General features: G+C 40.4%; 22 protein-coding genes and 1 tRNA gene. 22 read left to right on the top strand and 1 reads right to left on the bottom strand.

Translation table 11 applies throughout. The features are described 5' to 3' along the window. Positions 1–24: 24 nt before the first annotated feature. Entirely contained in the window at positions 25–1,575 is a 1,551-nt protein-coding gene (locus L2737_RS13365) for an anthranilate synthase component 1 (protein ID WP_248956017.1), read from the bottom strand. A gap of 464 nt (positions 1,576–2,039) precedes the next feature. Here L2737_RS13365 and rnm point away from each other — a divergent pair, with 464 nt between their 5' ends. From rnm to L2737_RS13255, 22 genes are all read left to right on the top strand, one after another. Further along, on the top strand, positions 2,040–2,900 hold the full coding sequence (gene rnm, locus L2737_RS13360) for an RNase RNM (RefSeq protein ID WP_102527143.1): 861 nt from the start codon (positions 2,040–2,042) through the stop codon (positions 2,898–2,900). Continuing rightward, a complete protein-coding gene (locus L2737_RS13355; protein ID WP_102527142.1) occupies positions 2,897–3,517 on the top strand; it encodes an L-threonylcarbamoyladenylate synthase in 621 nt (206 codons plus the stop codon). The genes rnm and L2737_RS13355 overlap by 4 nt, the downstream gene beginning before the upstream one ends. 235 nt (positions 3,518–3,752) lie before the next feature. Continuing rightward, complete coding sequence (locus L2737_RS13350; protein WP_102527141.1) at positions 3,753–4,541, top strand: segregation and condensation protein A; 789 nt, start codon at positions 3,753–3,755, stop codon at positions 4,539–4,541. A gap of 31 nt (positions 4,542–4,572) precedes the next feature. Then, on the top strand, positions 4,573–5,160 hold the full coding sequence (gene scpB / locus L2737_RS13345) for an SMC-Scp complex subunit ScpB (protein ID WP_102527184.1): 588 nt from the start codon (positions 4,573–4,575) through the stop codon (positions 5,158–5,160). Continuing rightward, positions 5,161–6,033 (top strand): 23S rRNA pseudouridine(2605) synthase RluB, encoded by an 873-nt coding sequence (rluB, locus tag L2737_RS13340; protein ID WP_102527140.1) that lies wholly within the window; start codon positions 5,161–5,163, stop codon positions 6,031–6,033. A 224-nt stretch (positions 6,034–6,257) separates the two neighbouring features. Next, positions 6,258–6,590 (top strand): hypothetical protein, encoded by a 333-nt coding sequence (locus L2737_RS13335; protein ID WP_248956016.1) that lies wholly within the window; start codon positions 6,258–6,260, stop codon positions 6,588–6,590. A 111-nt stretch (positions 6,591–6,701) separates the two neighbouring features. Beyond that, positions 6,702–6,792, top strand: a tRNA-Ser gene (locus tag L2737_RS13330). A gap of 706 nt (positions 6,793–7,498) precedes the next feature. Then, positions 7,499–7,864 (top strand): cupin domain-containing protein, encoded by a 366-nt coding sequence (locus L2737_RS13325; protein WP_102527137.1) that lies wholly within the window; start codon positions 7,499–7,501, stop codon positions 7,862–7,864. A 95-nt stretch (positions 7,865–7,959) separates the two neighbouring features. Further along, positions 7,960–8,130 (top strand): hypothetical protein, encoded by a 171-nt coding sequence (locus tag L2737_RS13320; RefSeq protein WP_248956015.1) that lies wholly within the window; start codon positions 7,960–7,962, stop codon positions 8,128–8,130. After that, positions 8,127–8,498 (top strand): GNAT family N-acetyltransferase, encoded by a 372-nt coding sequence (locus tag L2737_RS13315; RefSeq protein WP_248956014.1) that lies wholly within the window; start codon positions 8,127–8,129, stop codon positions 8,496–8,498. Before L2737_RS13320 ends, L2737_RS13315 begins: the two co-directional genes overlap by 4 nt. A 67-nt stretch (positions 8,499–8,565) precedes the next feature. Further along, positions 8,566–8,931 (top strand): DUF7674 family protein, encoded by a 366-nt coding sequence (locus tag L2737_RS13310; protein ID WP_229372533.1) that lies wholly within the window; start codon positions 8,566–8,568, stop codon positions 8,929–8,931. Positions 8,932–8,962: 31 nt separating this feature from the next. Beyond that, the gene (locus L2737_RS13305; RefSeq protein ID WP_248956013.1) at positions 8,963–9,538 is read left to right on the top strand and encodes a YdeI/OmpD-associated family protein; all 576 of its coding nucleotides are present in this window, start codon (positions 8,963–8,965) and stop codon (positions 9,536–9,538) included. 125 nt (positions 9,539–9,663) lie between these two features. Further along, positions 9,664–10,086 (top strand): GNAT family N-acetyltransferase, encoded by a 423-nt coding sequence (locus L2737_RS13300; protein WP_248956012.1) that lies wholly within the window; start codon positions 9,664–9,666, stop codon positions 10,084–10,086. A gap of 323 nt (positions 10,087–10,409) precedes the next feature. Further along, on the top strand, positions 10,410–10,874 hold the full coding sequence (locus L2737_RS13295) for a GNAT family N-acetyltransferase (protein ID WP_248956011.1): 465 nt from the start codon (positions 10,410–10,412) through the stop codon (positions 10,872–10,874). A 182-nt stretch (positions 10,875–11,056) separates the two neighbouring features. Then, complete coding sequence (locus tag L2737_RS13290; RefSeq protein ID WP_248956010.1) at positions 11,057–11,554, top strand: nuclear transport factor 2 family protein; 498 nt, start codon at positions 11,057–11,059, stop codon at positions 11,552–11,554. Positions 11,555–11,637: 83 nt separating this feature from the next. Continuing rightward, the gene (locus tag L2737_RS13285; RefSeq protein ID WP_248956009.1) at positions 11,638–12,036 is read left to right on the top strand and encodes an ACT domain-containing protein; all 399 of its coding nucleotides are present in this window, start codon (positions 11,638–11,640) and stop codon (positions 12,034–12,036) included. 258 nt (positions 12,037–12,294) lie between these two features. Further along, positions 12,295–13,467: an HlyD family secretion protein gene (locus tag L2737_RS13280; RefSeq protein ID WP_248956008.1), complete on the top strand. Its 1,173-nt coding sequence runs from the start codon at positions 12,295–12,297 to the stop codon at positions 13,465–13,467. Then, positions 13,457–14,506: a DUF2955 domain-containing protein gene (locus tag L2737_RS13275; RefSeq protein WP_248956007.1), complete on the top strand. Its 1,050-nt coding sequence runs from the start codon at positions 13,457–13,459 to the stop codon at positions 14,504–14,506. The genes L2737_RS13280 and L2737_RS13275 overlap by 11 nt, the downstream gene beginning before the upstream one ends. Positions 14,507–14,573: 67 nt before the next feature. After that, a complete protein-coding gene (locus L2737_RS13270) occupies positions 14,574–15,668 on the top strand; it encodes a helix-turn-helix domain-containing protein (RefSeq protein WP_248956006.1) in 1,095 nt (364 codons plus the stop codon). A 291-nt stretch (positions 15,669–15,959) separates the two neighbouring features. Next, positions 15,960–17,078 carry an AI-2E family transporter gene (locus L2737_RS13265; RefSeq protein WP_229372517.1) on the top strand — a complete coding sequence of 373 codons (1,119 nt, stop codon included), beginning with the start codon at positions 15,960–15,962 and terminating at the stop codon, positions 17,076–17,078. A 6-nt stretch (positions 17,079–17,084) separates the two neighbouring features. Then, positions 17,085–17,747, top strand: coding sequence for a potassium channel family protein (locus L2737_RS13260; RefSeq protein ID WP_102527126.1), 663 nt, complete (start codon positions 17,085–17,087; stop codon positions 17,745–17,747). Between the two features lie 62 nt (positions 17,748–17,809). Further along, the gene (locus L2737_RS13255; RefSeq protein WP_248956005.1) at positions 17,810–19,405 is read left to right on the top strand and encodes an ATP-binding response regulator; all 1,596 of its coding nucleotides are present in this window, start codon (positions 17,810–17,812) and stop codon (positions 19,403–19,405) included. Positions 19,406–19,442 lie beyond the last annotated feature (37 nt).

The following is a 19,442-nucleotide window of genomic DNA, read 5'->3' as shown; positions in this document are numbered from 1 at the left end:
TATTGGTGCTCTGAGAAGTCGTCATTACAATCCACCTCCCATTTTGATGGCAGATATCACTGCTTGGGCTTTTTGGCGAGTTTCATCCGCTTCGGCTTGCGGATCTGAATCAAACACCACACCTGCGCCAGCTTGAATAAAGGCAACATCATTTTTAACGAAAGCAGAGCGGATAACGATACAGGTATCCATATCGCCTAAACCATTAAGGTAACCTACAGCGCCGCCGTAACTGCCGCGCCTTGCTTGTTCCGCTTGTCTAACTAATTGTGACGCTCGCACTTTTGGTGCGCCGACTAAGGTGCCCATATTCATACAAGCTTGGTAGGCATGGAGCGCATCTAAATCATCACGTAATTGTCCTGTCACGCGACTAACTAAATGCATCACGTGAGAATAACGGTCAACTTTTAATAACTCAGCCACTTTACGACTGCCACTTTGGCTAATGCGGGCAATATCATTACGGGCCAAATCAACCAGCATTAAATGCTCTGAAAGCTCTTTTTTATCTAGACGCAGTTCAAGTTCGATACGACTGTCTAAATCAAAATCAATGTCGCCATCAGCGGTCTTACCACGCTTGCGGGTACCTGCAATGGGATAAACCTCAACTTGATTGCTGGCAGCGTCGTATTTCAATGCACTTTCTGGTGAAGCGCCAAATAAGGTGAAATCTGGGCCGCGAAAGTAAAACATGTAAGGACTTGGATTAGTTAAACGCAGTGCTCTATATGCACCGAGTGTATTTGGGCAAGGTAAGCTAAAGCTTCTTGAAGGCACAACTTGGAAAATATCACCGGCAACAATGTGCTCTTTTAAATCAACCACGGTTTGCTTAAACGTGGCATCACTAATATTAACTTGGGTTTCAGCGTCAACCGGCACAAGGTCCGCAACGGGGGCCAATGTTTGGCATTGTTGTTTCACTTTTGCTGCGTGCTTTGCCAGCGTATCTGCTAATAGTGGGTCTTGAGAGAATTGATGAGTGATGATTTCAGCATCTTGCTGCTGGTGGTCAATCAAAATTAAGGTTTCAGCGAGATAAAATAGATAGTCAGGGCAATCGTTATCTGCATTAGGCACAGCTGGTAGCGGCTCTACAGTATCGATTAAATCATAGGCTAACACGCCGCCTAAAAATAAATCTTCAAACGCATCTTGCTGATCTGTCTGAATGTGCTGGATCAGCATTCTTAAACCATCTAATGGTGAGGTCGACTTTAAACGGGCATCTTCATCTTGTAACTCGCAGGCTTTAGCTAAGGTAATAATTAATTCATTATCTTGCTGTTGCTGCTGACTCGATTTAAAGAACTCACTGATAGGAGAAAGTAAGCTTGCGCCATTATCTGTTAATGCTGCAAAGGTGAGTTGATACCCATCACATCGTACCATCATGGCTGCATGGGTGAGCACGATGCTTTTTAAATGATCTTTGGTGTCAATTTCAGCTGACTCAAGCAACATAGTATGCGGCGCATTTGCGGTAACATGCTGATAAAGGCTCAATGGATCAGCGTGATACGCTAATGATTGTTTTTGCGTGATTACATGGGCGAACTGATGTTCCATAATGCTTATTGCGCCTCTCTAATATGTTGATTTTTCATACTAAGGTCTCTATTTCTGATTCGGTTTGCGTTAGTTGTTTCGAAGAGTGCAAGCCGTAAATAGCAAGAAAGCCCACATCTCTGCGGGCTTTCTAGTAAAATCTTGTGTTATTTAAATAACCACAACGCTTCACACCACCCGTTAATTTGGGAAGTGCCACCACCAATTGATGTTACGTGCGTTAAAGTTAGTCATTTAAATTAAATCTCTTGAGTTTAGGTCTTATATCTAAAAGGTTAGCAAAATGCGTTTGGCTAACGTATGCCTTATAGAAGACCTTAGCTGGCCTTTAATGTCAATTGAATATTTCTCAAATTTGGCATTTTTTTATCCACGATGGTAAAAGCTGCATCAATTTGCTGAAAATGTAGCAAATAATCGAGACTGGTTAAGCATTTCAACAAAGATTAAAGTACAATAACGTTATGATAACAGACACTCTCTTGGCCGATCTGCATAGCCATACGACCGCATCTGACGGCGTACTCACTCCATCTGAACTTGTTGAACGCGCGATTACAAAGGGCGTTGAAATGTTAGCGATAACCGATCACGACACTGTCGCCGGTTTAGCTGAAGCACATGAATTTAATCGCCAACACGCAACCCCATTGAAACTTATTGATGGTGTAGAAATATCTACTCGCTGGAACAATTTCGATATTCATATTGTGGGGCTAAATATGGATAAACAAGACCCAATTTTGCTCAATTTTTTGACTCGCCAGCGTGAGCTTCGAGAAGAACGTGCCCAAGAAATTGGGATACGCCTTGAAAAAGCGGGAATTGAAGGCGCTTACGAAGGTGCAAAACATTATGCTGATGGCGCAGCAATCAGTCGCGGACATTACGCGCGCTGGTTAGCTGAAAATGGCTACGCGAAAGATATGCCCAGTGTTTTTAAGCGCTATTTAGCTCGCGGTAAAACCGGTTATGTCCCTAATAACTGGGCTGACATGGCCAATGCTATTGAGATTATTCATCAATCTGGCGGCATTTCTGTTTTAGCACACCCTAGTGGCTACAAGTTGTCAGCGAAATGGCTTAAGCGTTTAGTGCGTGAATACAAAGAAGCAGGCGGCGATGCGATGGAAGTCGTGTTAGGCCAACAAAGCATTGATGATCGCGCTAACTTAGTCGCTTTAAGCCATATGAACAACCTGATGGGTTCAATCGGCAGTGATTTTCACTTTCCGAGTAATTGGATTGAGTTAGGTAAAAATTTATTCCAACCTGCTGGTATTCAGTGGGTTTGGCAATCAGAATCTTGGACGGAGCGCACATGAGCCAATTCTTCTACATACATGATGAAAACCCGCAGGCAAGATTAATAAGCCAGGCGGTAAACATATTAAAACAAGGTGGGGTTATTGTTTACCCTACTGACTCAGGTTACGCACTGGGCTGCATGATTGGCGAAAAAGATGCCATGACGCGCATGGCACGCATTCGTAAAATCGATAACGACAATAACTTCTCTTTAATGTGTCGTGATTTATCTGAGCTTGCGAACTTTGCCCGCGTAGATAACCAAGCTTATCGTTTACTTAAAAGCTGCACACCTGGCCCTTACACGTTTATTTTTAAGGCCAGTAAAGAAGTGCCGCGCAGATTACAGTGCGATAAAAAGAAAACCATTGGTATTCGTGTGCCTGATAACCTGATTGCTTTAGCACTATTAGAAGCATTAGAAGCGCCGATTATGTCCACCAGTTTGGTGATGCCAGACGAAGAGTTTGCAGAATCTGATCCTGAGCATATCCGCGATATACTAGAGCACAGTGTTGATGCGATTATTCACGGTGGTTACCTTGCTGAAAACCAAACGACAGTGATCGATATGTCTGATGGGGACATGGTTATTGTGCGTGAAGGCGCTGGTGATATCAGCTCATTTGAATAAGGCTTCTGCTCAAATTACTGGGCATTTATTGAAGCTGTATAACTTTTGACCTGCAAGTTTGTGGGATAGTTGTTTCAACCCTAAGCAATAGTGCGTATAATCGCGCGTTCGGTAATTTCTAGCTATAATTTTGACGTAGTAGCCAGAGGAAAGGGTAAAGCGCTTTGGCATTCAATGGGTGTTAATGCTTGTTTTAACCTTCTGATATTCAGTCATTAATTTAAGGAATGAACAAATGCAGGGTATACAAAAAAGTTTACCCCTCGCGGTTGTTCGCGGCGAAGCAATTGATGCAATGCCGACGGATTTGTTTATTCCGCCTGAAGCGCTTGAAGTGTTTTTAGAGACATTTGAAGGGCCGTTGGATTTATTATTATATTTAATTCGTAAGCAAAAACTTGATGTTGTTGACTTGCCGATTGAGAAAATTACCACTCAATATTTAGTTTATATTGATATTTTAACTGAAGCACGTATTGAGCTAGCTGCAGATTATTTAGTGATGGCAGCGACACTCGCGGAAATTAAGTCTCGGCTATTGTTGCCAAAAATAGTCACGGCAGATGAAGAGGAAGAAGATCCTCGCGTCGTACTCATTCGTCAGTTAAAGGCCTATGAAGTGATCAAGCAGGCTGCGGCAGATATAGACGCTTTGCCAAGATTAGAGCGAGATGTTTATTTAGCACAGGCTAAAGCTGCGCCGAATATTAAGCCTGTGATCATGCCACCTGAAGTATCATTAGTTGATATCGCTCAGGCGTTTTCTGAGGTGTTAAAACGAATTGATGCTAACGAACATCATCATGTAAAACGTGAATTGTTATCAACTCGCGAACGTATGAGTCAGATCTTAGCCAAACTATCGACAGAACATTTTATTCCTTTTACTGACTTATTTGATGTGAGTGAAGGCAAAGCCGGAGTGGTAGTAAGCTTTTTAGCCTTGATGGAGTTAGTCAAAGAGCTGTTAGTCGATTTGGTTCAAAATGAGCCGTTAGCACCGATTTATGTCAAAGCGTTTTAATCCGCTTTCACAAGATACGAGAAAGGGCATCATGCAAATAAATGACATTCAATTAAAGCAATTAATCGAAGCCAGTCTATTTGTAATGGGAAAACCGCTCAGTATTAAAATGATAAAAGATACCGTATTAGTTAAGTTTGATGTCTCACGGGTAAGAATTAAAGCTTGCTTGGATGAGTTGCAACAAGATTATCAAGAGCGAGGGGTACAACTGGTTGAAGTGGCCAGCGGTTATCGCTTTCAAACCCAAGAGCTGTTAAGTGAATTCTTACAACCTTTGTGGCAAGAAAAATCCCCTAAATATTCACGGGCGACGTTAGAAACCCTAGCGGTGATTGCATATCAGCAACCAGTAACGCGCGGTGATATTGAACATGTAAGAGGTGTGGCCGTCAGCAGCCACATAATAAAGAGTTTAGCTGATAGACATTGGGTAAAAACAGTAGGTCATAAAGAAGTGCCAGGGCGACCTGCACTCTATGCAACTACCACAGAGTTTTTATCCTATTTTGGCTTGAAAGCGTTAGCGGATTTACCGTCGCTGACGGATGAAGAGTCATTGCAGGCACTATTTGAGAAAGTTTCAATGGTGCCACAACAAACAGAAGAGTCGAACTAGATGAGCGAAAAATTGCAGAAAGTCTTGGCCCGTGCAGGCCATGGCTCCCGTCGTGAGATGGAGGCATGGATTGCTGCAGGCCGTATTAGTGTAGACGGAGAAATTGCCAGTTTAGGTGATCGCGTTGAAGCAGATGCCAAAATCCGCATTGATGGCCGTGCCATCGTGATCAAAACTGAAGAAGACATCATTTGTCGTGTTTTGGCTTACCACAAGCCAGAGGGCGAAATTTGTAGTCGAAAAGATCCTGAAGGAAGAACTACCGTATTCGAACGTTTACCAAAAATTCGTGATTCACGTTGGGTAGCGGTAGGTCGTTTGGATATTAATACTTCAGGCTTATTACTATTTACATCAGACGGTGAGCTTGCAAACCGTTTAATGCATCCGTCAAATGAAGTTGACCGTGAATATGCGGTTCGTACATTCGGTGATGTATCAGAAGCAGCTGTTCAACGTCTGCGTAAAGGCGTGACCTTAGAAGATGGCCCTGCTAACTTTGATAGCATTAAACCTGCGGGTGGCGAAGGCCTGAATAAGTGGTGGCATGTGACACTTAAAGAAGGACGTAACCGTGAGGTTCGTCGTTTATGGGAGTCGCAAGAAGTACAAGTCAGCCGTCTTATCCGTGTTCGTTACGGCATGGTTGAATTGCCAAAAGCGCTACCTCGTGGTGGTTGGACTGAGCTTGATATGGAGCAAGTAAACTACTTGCGTCAATTAGCCGGTTTAGAGCCAGAAACACGTACATTACTGGGTACCGATAAACACAGTGTTGCACGTGCTCAAGTTAAAGGCGCTAAAATTCGCCGCGCAGTACGTAAGCATAAAACTGCCGCTGCACGTCCTAAAACGACACGTCAACGCAGCTAAGTCTACATTGTTATATACAGTGTTAGTCATGCAGTGTTAGTCATACAGTGATGACAAACGTCAGTTAAACAAAGGTCGCCTAGTGCGACCTTTTTTATTGCCCGGCATATAGGGGGAACTACACAATTATCAGTGAGTTTCTTGAAACTGAGTATATCGCTAACTATATTTAATTTGATGATATTTTCATCACTTGCGTGTACTTACAAATAAGGGAGTATTTAATGAATAAGTTAATCGTCATATTGGTAGCTTGTCTTTTATATGGCTGTGCGTCAGCCCCAACATGGAAAGGGATGTCAGAGAGAGATATCGCTGAGTGGAAGGCTATTGGTTTCGATGCAGCTCAAGCACAAACTTGGAGTAAGAAAGGTTTTAACGCTGAGCAGTCTCAGCTGTGGAGTAAAGCTAGCTTTGATGTTGAGTCGGCTATGGATTGGTCTAAAGAGAAGTTTAACCCTGAAGAAGCGGCAACATGGAAACAAGCAGGTTTTAAATTAGATGATGCCATTGATGATCGTGCTAAAGGCCTTACGCCAGTTAAAATGGATAAATAGGTGTATTTTTCAGCATTAGGACCCAAATTGATGCTCAAATAGCCAAATGAACAAATTTATTCAATTTCTACTTTACAGCAGCGAGGGAGATAGCTATTATCTCGCTCGTTCGGAGAGGTGGCAGAGTGGTCGAATGCACCGGTCTTGAAAACCGGCATGGGTTTGTAGCCCATCTAGGGTTCAAATCCCTATCTCTCCGCCATATTAAGAAAAGCCCGCTAATTTATTAGCGGGCTTTTTGCTATCTAAATATTAATAAATAAAACAACATAGGTTTGTAGCGCATCAATGTAGGGTTCAAACCTCTATCTCTTCGCCATATTTAAAGAAGCCCGCTACTTTATAGTGGGCTTTTTGCTTTGTTGAATAGAGCTTCCAAGCTCCGTTGATGGGAAAGTTTGTTTACTATTTTGACAAAAATAAAGTCAACACTTTAAAAGTTAATGTCAGGGTTATTGTTCGAAATAAATACACATGCGCATTTTTACGGCTGGTATATTGATGTTTTTTTGAGTAGTGTAATTAAATTCAATTATTTAGTGTTACATATTTTCACAGGCCTGAAGTGATAAATGCACATGGCACTATACAGCTGTTGAACTAAGCCGCTGCGCGGAGCCAAATGAGGACTTAATCGAGTATATTATCCTCATTGAATTAACTAGAATTAAAAAGATGTGATGGAACACAATAATGATAAGGAAATTTCAATGAAAAAAGTACATACCAAGCCATACAATCAATTCAAAACAGCTCTACAGCCCAGAGCCAGTATCAAAAAAAGCAAATTTCTTTAGCATAAAGCATACCAAATTAACCTAGACTGGCATCGGCCAAGTCCAACAAGCGATTTATGCCCTGCAAACAGCGCAACGCATAAATACTAAAACGTTAGGTGCAAGGTCGATATGAAATATTCTCCGATAAATATTAAAAATAAACTTTCGAAATTTGATGAGTTATGGTCTCCAAGAGTCATTGCTGAAATGAATGATTATCAATTTAAATTAGCTAAAGGTGAGGGCGAGTTTGTATGGCATTCGCACGACGATACCGACGAAGTTTTTATTGTTATTGATGGCACTTTAGAAATTGAATTTAGAGATGGTAAAGTTCTTCTTACAAACGGTGAAATGTTCGTAATACCAAAAGGTGTTGAGCATAAACCATTTGCTAAAGGACTTTGTCAGGTTTTACTTGTTGAGCCCCAAGGTGTCACAAACACTGGAGAGGCAGGTGGCGAGTTAACTGCTGATAACGACATCTGGGTTTAATTAAAGCTAACAAGACATTCAATTGTACTTAAAACAGTTGGCTTTTCGTTCATGCCTCACTTAATTTTAGCCAACAATTTAATCGAGTTCAGAGTATGAAAGTAGTTCCAGCAGAAAAAGAAGATTTAGAGTTATTCTTTTCGTATCTTGAGAATCAGATCTCAGAAAATGGTTGTAGAGAAAATCCACTTTTCAGCCTCTATCAAAATATGAAAACGAGCTTTCAAAAACCAGTAGAGAAAAGTTCAAAAAAGGCTTTGATGTGAGTTTTGGAGAGTCTAGTTGGAGAAAGCTCTGGCTTGCAAAAGGTCAAGACGGTTCAATTAAAGGTCATATTGATCTGCGTAATCATAGTGATGAAAACATAAAGCATAGAGTTTTACTCGGTATGGGTGTTGATAGCACTTGCCGTAAGCAGGGAGTTGGCAAAAAACTGATTGATACAGTGGTTGCTTTTTGTCATGAGGCTCCAGCTATTGACTGGCTTGATTTGTGTGTGCTTTCTGAAAATACTCCTGCTAAAAACCTTTATTTAAAATTAGGCTTTACCGTTGTTGGCGAGTTCCAAGATCAATACAGAATTGATGGTCAATCGATCTCAGAAACAGCAATGGTAAAGGGTGTAAAAAATTAGGCAGAACAAACAATTCCGACTGACGCCTACGGTGCAGCTGAATTGAGCGTTATATGCACGGAGAAGCATGAGTAATCTGCATCGAAGCGAATTTTTGAACGAGGTTAAAAAATTCTTTCCTGAAGTTACAGATAAATTCAACCAGCAAGATGGTTTACTTTCTTTTGAGGTAGATGTCTTTGTTCAATTTACGCAGAACCAGATTGACTCAAGCTCACTGGAACAGACGAAATTAGCACTTATCCTTTTAGATAAGTATTACCAAAATGGTAATAAAGCACTACATGAGTTAATAAGAAATGCGGTTTGCGAAGACTTAAATTTTTCAGATACCATTAACACTAAACGAGCATGGGCATATAGTTTTCTTTCTGCACAATTAAAAACAGAGAGGAATTCTTGGCTAAAGTTTATGGGGTATAGTGGTGTTTAAGTGCATATTATGCCAAAGAGAACCTAATTAGATGCCTGAAGTAGATTTGTCGAGAATCAAGACATTTGTAACATCAAATGACCTCAGTGAGTGGCTCGCTGAGCATCATGCAACTGAAAGCGAATTATGGGTAAAAATATTCAAGAAAAATTCTGGAACCCAGAGTGTTACTTGGAATGATGTAGTGATAGAGGTTTTATGCTATGGCTGGATTGATGGCATAAAAAAGTCAATTGACGAGCAAGCTTATCTGCAGCGCATAACTCCTAGGACGATACGAAGCAACTGGTCTAAAAGGAACACAGAACATGTTGACCGTTTAATAAGCGAAAACCGGATGAAAGAAGCTGGTCTTGTGCATGTTCATGCAGCGAAAGCGGATGGTCGTTGGGAGAATGCCTATACAGTGAGTAAAATGGAAGTCCCAGCAGATTTCTTAACTGCTGTGGAAAATCAGCCTAAGACAAAATTGTTTTTTGAAAAGCTCAATAAGTCGAGTCGCTATGTTATCGCTTACGGCTTAACAAGTGCGAAGAAACCAGAGACTAGACAAAGGCGATTTAAAAAATTCATGGACATGCTTGTCAAAGAAGAAAAGCCGACTTAACTCCGTATAAGCCTAAAAGCATGGAAAGGTCGTTTAACTAAGCTGAAACAGTGGCTTAAGGTGCGATTTTCTCCACATTTTAATCCGCTGCTTTAGTTGGCTTATTACGGTATTAGGAGATTTTGATGATTTCATATCAACCAACAGCCGATCTTTATGCATCGGCAGATATTACATTTAAAAACATGCGTTCATACTATGAACACCATTCTGTAAATTGGGAACAGTCTACGATACATGAGCAAATTGTTGACCTAGAAAACTGGGACATTTTTTTCAACGGATCGGTGGTGGGTGCAATTCGTTTAGCCTTTGATAGTGATGGCTGTTATATCCGAGATCTACAGGTTAGTGAAACATTTCAAAATAAAGGTATTGGTGCAGCTGCCCTGGCAGAGTGTGAACGGTTAGCAATCAAAGCTGGTGTAAATCAACTTAGGTTACGAGTTCTTAAAATTAGTCCTGCATATCACCTATACATTAGGAATAACTTTGAGGTAGATAAAGAAGAAGATAGGTTCTTTTACATGTCGAGACAAATCTCTTAGTTAATAAGGACTGGTCGCGCGGATTTGTGTGCTTATCCCTAAGTGTTGAACGGGGTTAATTGACTATTACAAACCCTCTATACTCCTTCTGATTTTCCTCTTTACTCCCTTTATATTGAACTGTTGTCATCTTTTGGCTCGGGGATATTTAATTTCAAATTTCCCCGCTTTATAAGCCATGTATAAACGGTATTGACCACTACAAACATTGATTTTATCACTTAGCTTTGGCAACGTAAGAGGCTTATCCGTCTGCGGTCTTTGAGGTTAATTGTTTTTTTGATCGCTGCCGTTGAGTTTCTCTTATATAAATGAGTGAAAGCATGCCCAAATCAAGGTTAGTGTTAGCAAGTGCTGAAGATGCGTTACAGTTAAAGAATTTAGCTGTAGATGCTTTTCAAGCCGATTTTGAACAATATGGCAGTTTCCCTCCGCATATTGAGTCAACAGCGTGGCATTTACAAAGTGTGGAAGCTGGGCATTACTACCTGATTAAATATGGTGATGAAGTTGCTGGTGGCATTCTTGCTGTGATTAAAAACCATCAAGAAATTGAAATAAAATACTTCTTTATTACGCCAGATTTTCAAGATAAGCGCATTGGTTCTCAAGTGGTTAAACAACTTGAGAGTCACTACCCAAGAGTGACTTGTTGGTCACTGGTTACTCCCTTTAAAGCATTTCGAAATCACCATTTTTATGAAAAACTCGGCTATGTCAAAGTGGGTGAAGTGCAGCCTGATATTAATGAGCCTTTTTGGTTGTTTGAATATCAGAAGACTATTTAATAGGATTTTGGCTGTAAATCAAAAATGAATATGGCAACTGATGAGTTGCGATTTGAACTTTAATTCAGTAGGTTACATATTTAATTAGTGATTGCTTATGTGTTAAGTATATTTACCAATGTGTTAAGTCGCTAGTTGAGTCACTAGTGCAATCATTTGTGAATAACGTAAAAGGAAGTGTTATGAAAACAAGGATTTCAACCCGAGTCTTATTAGGCTTTTTATCAGTATTAATATTGATGCCATTGTCTACTATCGCAGATGAAGTGAAGCAAAAATCTGATTTTGATTACGCTGCATTTACCCAAGTTTACTTTGAGGCTTGGAAGGGGACACAACAGCCAAATGCTACCGCGCAAGACTTAGAAAACTACTTATCGCTATTAACCGATGATATTGGTTATCAACATTTACCGTGGAGTGATGATGATAGCCGTCAGCCAGATGGCAAAGCTGCACTTCGCAAAGGAATGACCTATTACCTTGCGTCACACGATGAGTATTCTGCCACACTGACTAATTCAGCTTTTGGTCACAATGTCATTATGATTGAGTTTGATACCGTTGCTAAAGGAACACATCCAGATAATGGCAAAGTAATTCAGCACGATAATTCATCGTTCGAAGTGCTTGAAATTGAAAACGGAAAAGTGTCTGTGATTAGACATTACAGCCAATAATAAATCATAGAGGTTGTTGGTTATCTGATTAAAGTTTGTTGGTTACCTGATTAAAGGTGTTGTATGAAATTAAGGGGAATGCAATGACATCGGGCATTACAGAATTATCACAACTTCTGGCAGACATGTCGCCAGAGTTACAAGCAGGCGAGTTTGTGTTTTGCAGTGTGAATGGACAACTTGCAGATTATGCACATTTAGAACCGCTTTGCTGTTTTAAAGAACAAGAAGGCTTAACGTTAGTATTAACTGTAGAAGCTGCTATTCAGGGTTATCTGGCATTTGACGTTCGGTTTAAACAAATTACGTTAAGCGTACATTCGAGCCTTGAGGCCGTGGGCTTAACAGCAGCAATTTCTCACAAGTTAACGGATTATGGCATTAGCGCTAATGTCATCGCGGCTTACTATCATGACCATATATTTGTACCAGCTGATAAAGCGTCATTGGCCATGCAAGCATTAAAAGAGTTTGCTGCTTAATTTTGCAGCTTAATAAAGAACATCCCTGATTTGTCATCACCTTTCTTAACATAGCTATTGATTCATTAGCAACTAGCGAAACATATTCGCCCAATTAACAATGAATATAACTGGCTAATTTTATGGTTATATTTGAGTTCTACATCGAAATAATTCTATACTGCATTAACAGTAACAACTCACCAATTTGTTGTTAACATTTTGGTGAGCTAGTCACGTTATTTAGCTGCGTTCAATGCATGGATTCAAGGGAAGGTTATGACTGATAAGAATAAAGAAGTTTCTTCAACTGAGGTGGCTGTTAAGGCAGAAGAAGCTCAGCCTCAAGTCGACAATGCTCCCGAGGCCGATACGCCTGCTGAAAAAGCCAAAAATCAAAAAATTAGAAAAGTAACTAACATGATCCTTCTTGTGGTTGCTTTTTTGTTTGTGTTTCATCTTTTTGCAGACCGTTATATTCCTTCAACCGATTTAGGACGTATGCGTGGCTATGTGGTACCGATTACGCCGCAAGTTTCAGGTGAAGTGATTGAAATTCTGACAACGCCAAACACCCTCATTTTAGAAGGAGAAGTCCTCGCACGGATTAACCCAAGGGATTACGAAATTGCACTTTATACCGCTGAGCAAAATGTGACTCAAGCGGGGCAAAATATGGGGGCGTTAACGGCTAATGTGACAGCCGCAAAAGCCAAGGTTGCCAATGCTGAGGCCAACCTAACAAATGCGAAAGTTCAGTCCAAACGTATTTTTACCATGGTTGAACAAAATGTCATGTCAAAAGCGGATGCCGATAATGCCCGAGCTGAATTAGCTAGCGCAGAGGCAGGCGTAGCTGCCGCAAATGCTGACCTTGCTAAAGCAGAAGAACGTTTAGGTTCAGAAGGTGAAAATAATACCGCAGTCAAATCAGCGTTACTGGCACTTGAGCAAGCAGAACTTAACCTTGCACGAACACAAATCAAAGCGCCAACCAATGGCGTGGCTTCTAATTTTCGTTTAAAAGAAGGGTTTTATGCCAGTGCTGGTCAACCTGTGATGACCTTTATATCTTCAGAAGATGTATGGATTGAAGCCAACTTTAGAGAAAACAGTATAGGTAACATGAAAACAGGCGACAAAGTTGAGTTTGCACTCGACTATGCGCCAGGAAAAGTGTTTAGCGGTAAAGTGGCATATATTGACTATGGTGTTGATTGGGGCCAGAACGAACAAACAGGTAAACTTGCACAAACTACAGGGCAAACAGGCTGGTTAAGACAATCACAACGTTTTCCTGTGACCATTGTATTTGATGAAGATGAAGCCAAAGGATTACGTCGTGTTGGTGGTCAAGTTGATGTGATGGTATATACCCAAGAAAGCTCAATGATGAATTTATTTGGCAAATTTTGGATCCGCCTAGTCAGTTGGTTCTCTTATGTCAGATAAAGCAGCAGCTACAATTGATCCTGTCCTAGAAGAAGCGATTTTTACACGTCGAGTGCTTCGCTTCACTCTGGGTATCGGTTTAGCTGTGACTATTTCAGCGATATTTGCTTGGCAATTGGCTTTTATTGTTCCCGTGCTTGTGGCTAAGTTTTTAGTGGATAGAACTGAGCCTACGGTACAAACAGTCTATGAATTATTAATATCAATGGTGGTTACGATTGCCATTGCTTGGTTGGTCAGCTTTGGGCCGGTGCAGTATCCATTAGTCTTACTACCTTTATTAGCGTTATTGATGCTGTGGGCTTATTACTTATTTTCTGATCCTAAGTGGAATTTCTTTGCCACTATTTTGATTGTTTCAACTTTGGTTTTACCTTACTTGGGTATATTGCACCCAGGTGCAGCGATTGTTGTTGGAGTCGGGTTGAGCTTCTCTGGTGTAGTGGCGGTATTGATTTTTACTCTGCTGCATATTTTATTACCTGATTTATCTCCCAATCGTGAAACGCATATTGCCGCAGGTTTGACCAATGACCAACGCCTTTATGAGTCTGTTAGGGCGTTAATCATCGCATTTCCAGTTATCACCTTTTTCTATTTTTTTGAAATCACAGGTGCACTATTAACGATGATTTTTATTGCGATTTTATCGTTGCAATCAGCAGGAAGTAAAAGTGTAAAAGTCAGCCTGTTTTTATTGATAACTAATGGCATTGGCGGTGCATTGGCAGTGGTGTTTTATAACCTGCTTGTTATCGTGCCTGAGTTAGTTTTTTATGTTGGCTTAGCGATGATATGCGCACTTTTTTTCAGTCAAAAAATATATTCCGATCCCGCTAAAGCGCCTATCTTTGCTGGTATATTTTCTGCGTTGCTTGTGGTCGTTGGTTCGACTGCATCCTCCACCGATGCGGATGTTGCGACAAACTTTTATATCCGTATAGCGCAATTGTTTATGGTGGGAGTTTATATGGTTGTTGCATCCTTCTTTTTAGAGACTCGTAATTGGAAGTTTTTGACTAAAAGAAGCGCTGTATAAGTAAATAAATATGGAAATAAGGAAGCTTAACCTTGTTGTAAACGCAGCTAAGTGAGAGGTAATAATAATGCAGTCAAAACGTCATGCTAAAAAGCTTACCTCTTCAACAGGCGTTATGAGCTCAAACAAAGTTGAGACTTCAATCGCTGCTGTCGATGCGGGATTAGAAGGCGCTTTTATTCCGCTATTAAGAGCTGAGTATATTGCGCCCTTTGTCGCTAGACTTAAAGACTTTGATAACAATGTCTATCCACTCATTGAGCAAGCTGGTTTACCTGCCAGTTTATTAACTTCTAATCATGATTATGTTTCTGAACAAGCAGTACTCAATTTACTTAAATTAATCTCTGCTAAACTTGGCAGTAAGCGCTTTTCTGAGTGGTTATTTCAAGTCGCTCGCACTATTTTTGTTCCTCAGCACTTAGCTAAGATCACGCTGAATGGCACTGTTAAACAAGCTATTGTCGATTTTACCCATGTGGTTAATTTAGAGTCAAAGCAAACCAATGTTCATCTTAAAACAGGCTTGGGTAAAGTCTGGTTTGTTAGGCATCGCTTAAAAAATGATCCTATTGAAAGTAGTGTGGCTGAGCAATTTGCGCTTACCATGATGGTGGAGCTTGTACGCTCACTCACTCAGGCTCAATGGCAGCCTGCTGATATTGCTTTGCAGTCAGCAACTGAAGTCGATTACCTCAACGTCCTTAAACTTAATCAGCCACAGGTGTTTTATGGTAGGCAAGTTACCGCATTGAGCATTTCTGACTCGGTACTTGCTGGAAAAGTGAAGCTGAAAAATGGCTGGCAACAGTTGATGAGCCCGGTTGTTGAAGGCCCTAAAGGTTTTGTTGAAAGCCTGCAATTTGCTTTATTGCCTTATTTGTCTTTGGGGCGCATTCCCGTTACAACGGCTGCCGATTTACTTGGGCTCAGTGTCCGCACGCTTCAAAGAAGATTAAGCGAAGAAGGAATGAGTTATAGGCAAATGGTAGAGGGCATTTGTTTTAAACAGGCAAAAGAAATGCTGTCTGATGGTGCCATTTCAGTGACTCAAATCTCTGCGACATTAGGTTATTCTGATGTTGCTCACTTCTCAAGGGCATTTAAGCGAATGTCTGGGCACTCTCCTAGAGTGTTTCGTCAAAACATCTCAATAGATTAATAGCGATCTAAGGCGCCCTATTTAAACGCTTTAATTTAGTGGATTAACTCATCGTTTTATATCGTAAAAATACACATATGCAGATTTTAATGTTCTTTTATTAAACTACTGATGGATAATGAAATGTTTTTGTGTTGTTGCGGATGTTTTATTGCCTCAGTTGCGCTATATTTTTAATCAGAATTGTTTCGAAATTACTTTTGTTTAAATAGCTTAGCAACGCAGTGCTGACATCTTGAGTTGTTAAATTTACTTTTAAATGGAATGACACTAAACCAGGGATAGACATATATGAGTGATAAACCAATTTCGACCTCTGCAGAGTTTACTCATGCAGCTGTAGATGCCGCGATAAAAATTGTACTAATTTTTATCATGGTGGTGTGGTGTTTTAAAATTGTTCAGCCTTTCATTATGCCTATTCTGTGGGGCGGTATTATTGCGATTGCCTTATATCCAGTCGTTAAGCTTATTAGCCGCAAGCTTAAACTGACAGTGGCTAAGTCTAGTTTATTAATCACGCTGCTATGTTTAGCTTCTTTAATTGCACCCACAGTACTGTTTTCTGGCGCAATAGTGTCAAGTACACAAGATTTTGTCGCTGAAGTGCATGATGGCACTTTGGAGATCCCAGCGCCAAAAGAGTCTGTCGCAGACTTACCGTTAATCGGTGACAAGTTATATAACTTTTGGTCTTCTGCCAATTCAGATATTGAGATGCTGGTAAAAACCTACGCTGACGAGATAAAAGCTTTTTCAACCAAGGCCGCGGGTGCTTTTGGTAGCTTTGGCATGACCGTATTACAGTTTTTAATATCCATTATTATTGCTGGCGTGTTTATGGGCAAAGCTGAAGGCTCAAATCAAATGTTCCACAAAGTGTCAGTGCGACTTGCTGGAAAACACGGCGAAGAGTTTTCAGCTCTTGCTGTTGCGACAGTCAGAAGTGTGGTGCAAGGGGTCATTGGTGTTGCCTTTATTCAATCTATTCTCGCGGGAGTGGGCCTAGGGCTAGCAGGTGTCCCTGGTACTGGGATCTGGATGCTTATGGTACTTATTTTAGCCATTATCCAATTGCCGCCAATTTTAATTTTAGGTCCTATCATTGCTTATGTATTCAGTGTTGAGTCTTCAACAACGGCAATTCTGTTTATGATTTGGAGTATTCTTGTGAGCGCAAGTGATGCCTTCTTGAAACCTATGCTCATGGGGCGTGGTGTTGATATTCCAATGTTAGTCATCTTATTAGGTGCCATTGGCGGAATGATTTTGTCAGGGATTGTTGGCTTGTTTGTTGGTGCTGTTGTACTGGCATTGAGTTACAAGTTATTTACTGCATGGTTAGTGGTCGAAACTGCAGAAGTGGATACTGAAGCATTACTTCCAGAAATTGAAAAAACCGAAGGATAATAGTTGATGGGTACCCCTATGTCGCAAGAAGACAACTTTAGTTATTTACTGGGGTCTTTAGTTTTAGTGTTATTAAGTGCGGCACTCGTCGAGCAGTTTTTTGATTCGGGGCAAATGATCGTTGTTGCTACAACGGTAATGAGTTTATCCATTTCAGTTATTGGCTTAGGCGCCAACAAAAAATGGATACGCTCAACTTTTGGCTTAATGATAACAACCTTATTATTTGCCAGCATTGGTTCAGTTTTTGAATTATTGAACCTCGATATTCTTGGTTTACTCACCATATTATCTTTCTTAATTGCAGCAACTTGGCGCGCGGCCAAACAAGTTATTTTTAGCGGCAAAATTTCATCAAACCAAATTATTGGCTCTATCTGTATATTTTTACTTTTAGGGCTTATTTGGGCATTTATTTACCTACTGATTATTGAAATATTTGGTGTCGCCTTTAATGGCGTAGAAGTGAAAAAGTGGACTGATAATTTATCTTTGGTGATTTATTACAGCTATATAACGCTTTCTACTGTGGGGTATGGAGAGATAACCCCTGCGATACCAATAGCCCGTTTTTTTGCATTCTTTGAAGCCATATTTGGCCAGTTCTATATGGCGATTATTGTTGCAAGTTTAGTGGGTGCCAAAATGTCTCAGAATGAAAAAGAATAATAAGTGACTCAAACTTTACCTTTCGTTGAGTAAAGTGATTGAATCTGCTTAGAAGAGGTCACATGGAGTTATCAAAGAAAAATGTGTTAATTGTTGATGATATGGATGCCATCCGAAAAATCAGCTCCGATCAGCTCAAACGTTTTGGTATTGGTCATGTTTATCAAGCAGAGAATGGTGCCAAGGCACTAAAAATACTGCAAAACTATCATATCGATCTGATCATTTCTGATTGGAATATGCCGGTGATGACAGGTATCGAATTGCTCTGCGAAGTAAGGCAGACTCCTAAGTGGCAACACCTGCCTTTTTTAATGATAACGGCCGAAGCTGCAAGAGAAAGGGTTAGCGCCGCCATTAGTAAAGGGGTTACTGATCTTGTTATTAAACCTTTTACTACTGCTACCTTGCAGCAAAGAGTGTTGCAATGCTTACAAGGTCAAATCAGTAATAAAGTTTCTTCAATTACTGCAAAAGAGTTAGTTGATAATCCGCTAGACAGCTTACAACAAGATGAGCATCCACAAGACATCTCAACGACAAATAAAATCAAAAAGTCTTCAGTATTAGTGGTGGACGATACCACTGAAAACCTCACTTTAATTGGCGGCCTACTAAAAGATGACTATCAAGTTAAGCTGGCAAAAAATGGTCAAAAAGCCATTGAGATTGCTCAGTCTGATAACCCGCCTGATTTAATTTTGCTAGATATTATGATGCCAGAGATGGACGGCTTCGAAGTATTAAAACGGCTTCGTGAGCACCCTCAATCCACCCATACTCCTGTTATCTTTGTAACAGCACTGACAGAAGATAAGTATCAAGTGCAAGGACTTGATGGTGGCGCTGTAGATTTTATTAGTAAGCCGATACAACCAGAGTTATTAAGATTGAGGGTTAGAAACCTCATGGCTTATGTGCTGATGCATAAGAATCTGCAATCCGACTTTGACAATATGGTGGCCACCGAAAAGTTGAAACAAGAGGTTCAACAGGTGTTACAGCATGATTTAAAAGGTCCAATAGCTGGATTGATGGCACTGATTGAGCAAATCAAACATGACCCCCATATTTCTAAAAGCAACCATGAAAATGCTGATATTGCTGAAGACATGTCATTTCAATTACTGAATATGATCAATATGTCTAGTGAGCTTTACAAGATTGAAACCGGTCGATTTAACTTGCAGCCAAAACCATTTTCAATCATCAACTTGCTGCAAAAAATGATTGCAGTGTTGAAGAAAACCTTCCAAGTAAAACATCTACTGATATACCTAGATTGCGAAGAAAATGGTGATGAAGATTATCAAGTGATGGGGGATGAGAGCCTCAGTTATTCGATGTTATTTAACTTGCTTAAAAATGCCTGCGAGGCTGCGCCAAATAAAACTCGAGTATCAATTTCTCTATCTCGCTCAGAAGATGAAGATAACGCTGCACCTATGCTGCGAATAAGCATTCAAAACCTTGGCGTTGTTGATAAAGAGATCCGTGACACCTTTTGGCAAAAATATACCTCAGCTGGAAAGGATAATGGCACAGGCATAGGTACTTACTCAGCTAAACTCCTTGCAGAAGCTCAACGAGGTAAAGTGTCGCTGAGCGTCGATGATGAAAACAATACCACTAATATTTCAGTTTTTTTACCGCATTAACCAAGTTGATTTTATAGGGTTAAGTCGAATGAGCAGG

This window comes from Shewanella electrodiphila (assembly GCF_023283985.1).
Lineage (GTDB): Bacteria > Pseudomonadota > Gammaproteobacteria > Enterobacterales > Shewanellaceae > Shewanella > Shewanella electrodiphila.
Note: the sequence above shows the minus strand (reverse complement) of the source record. Positions and strands in the feature narration are given on the sequence as shown.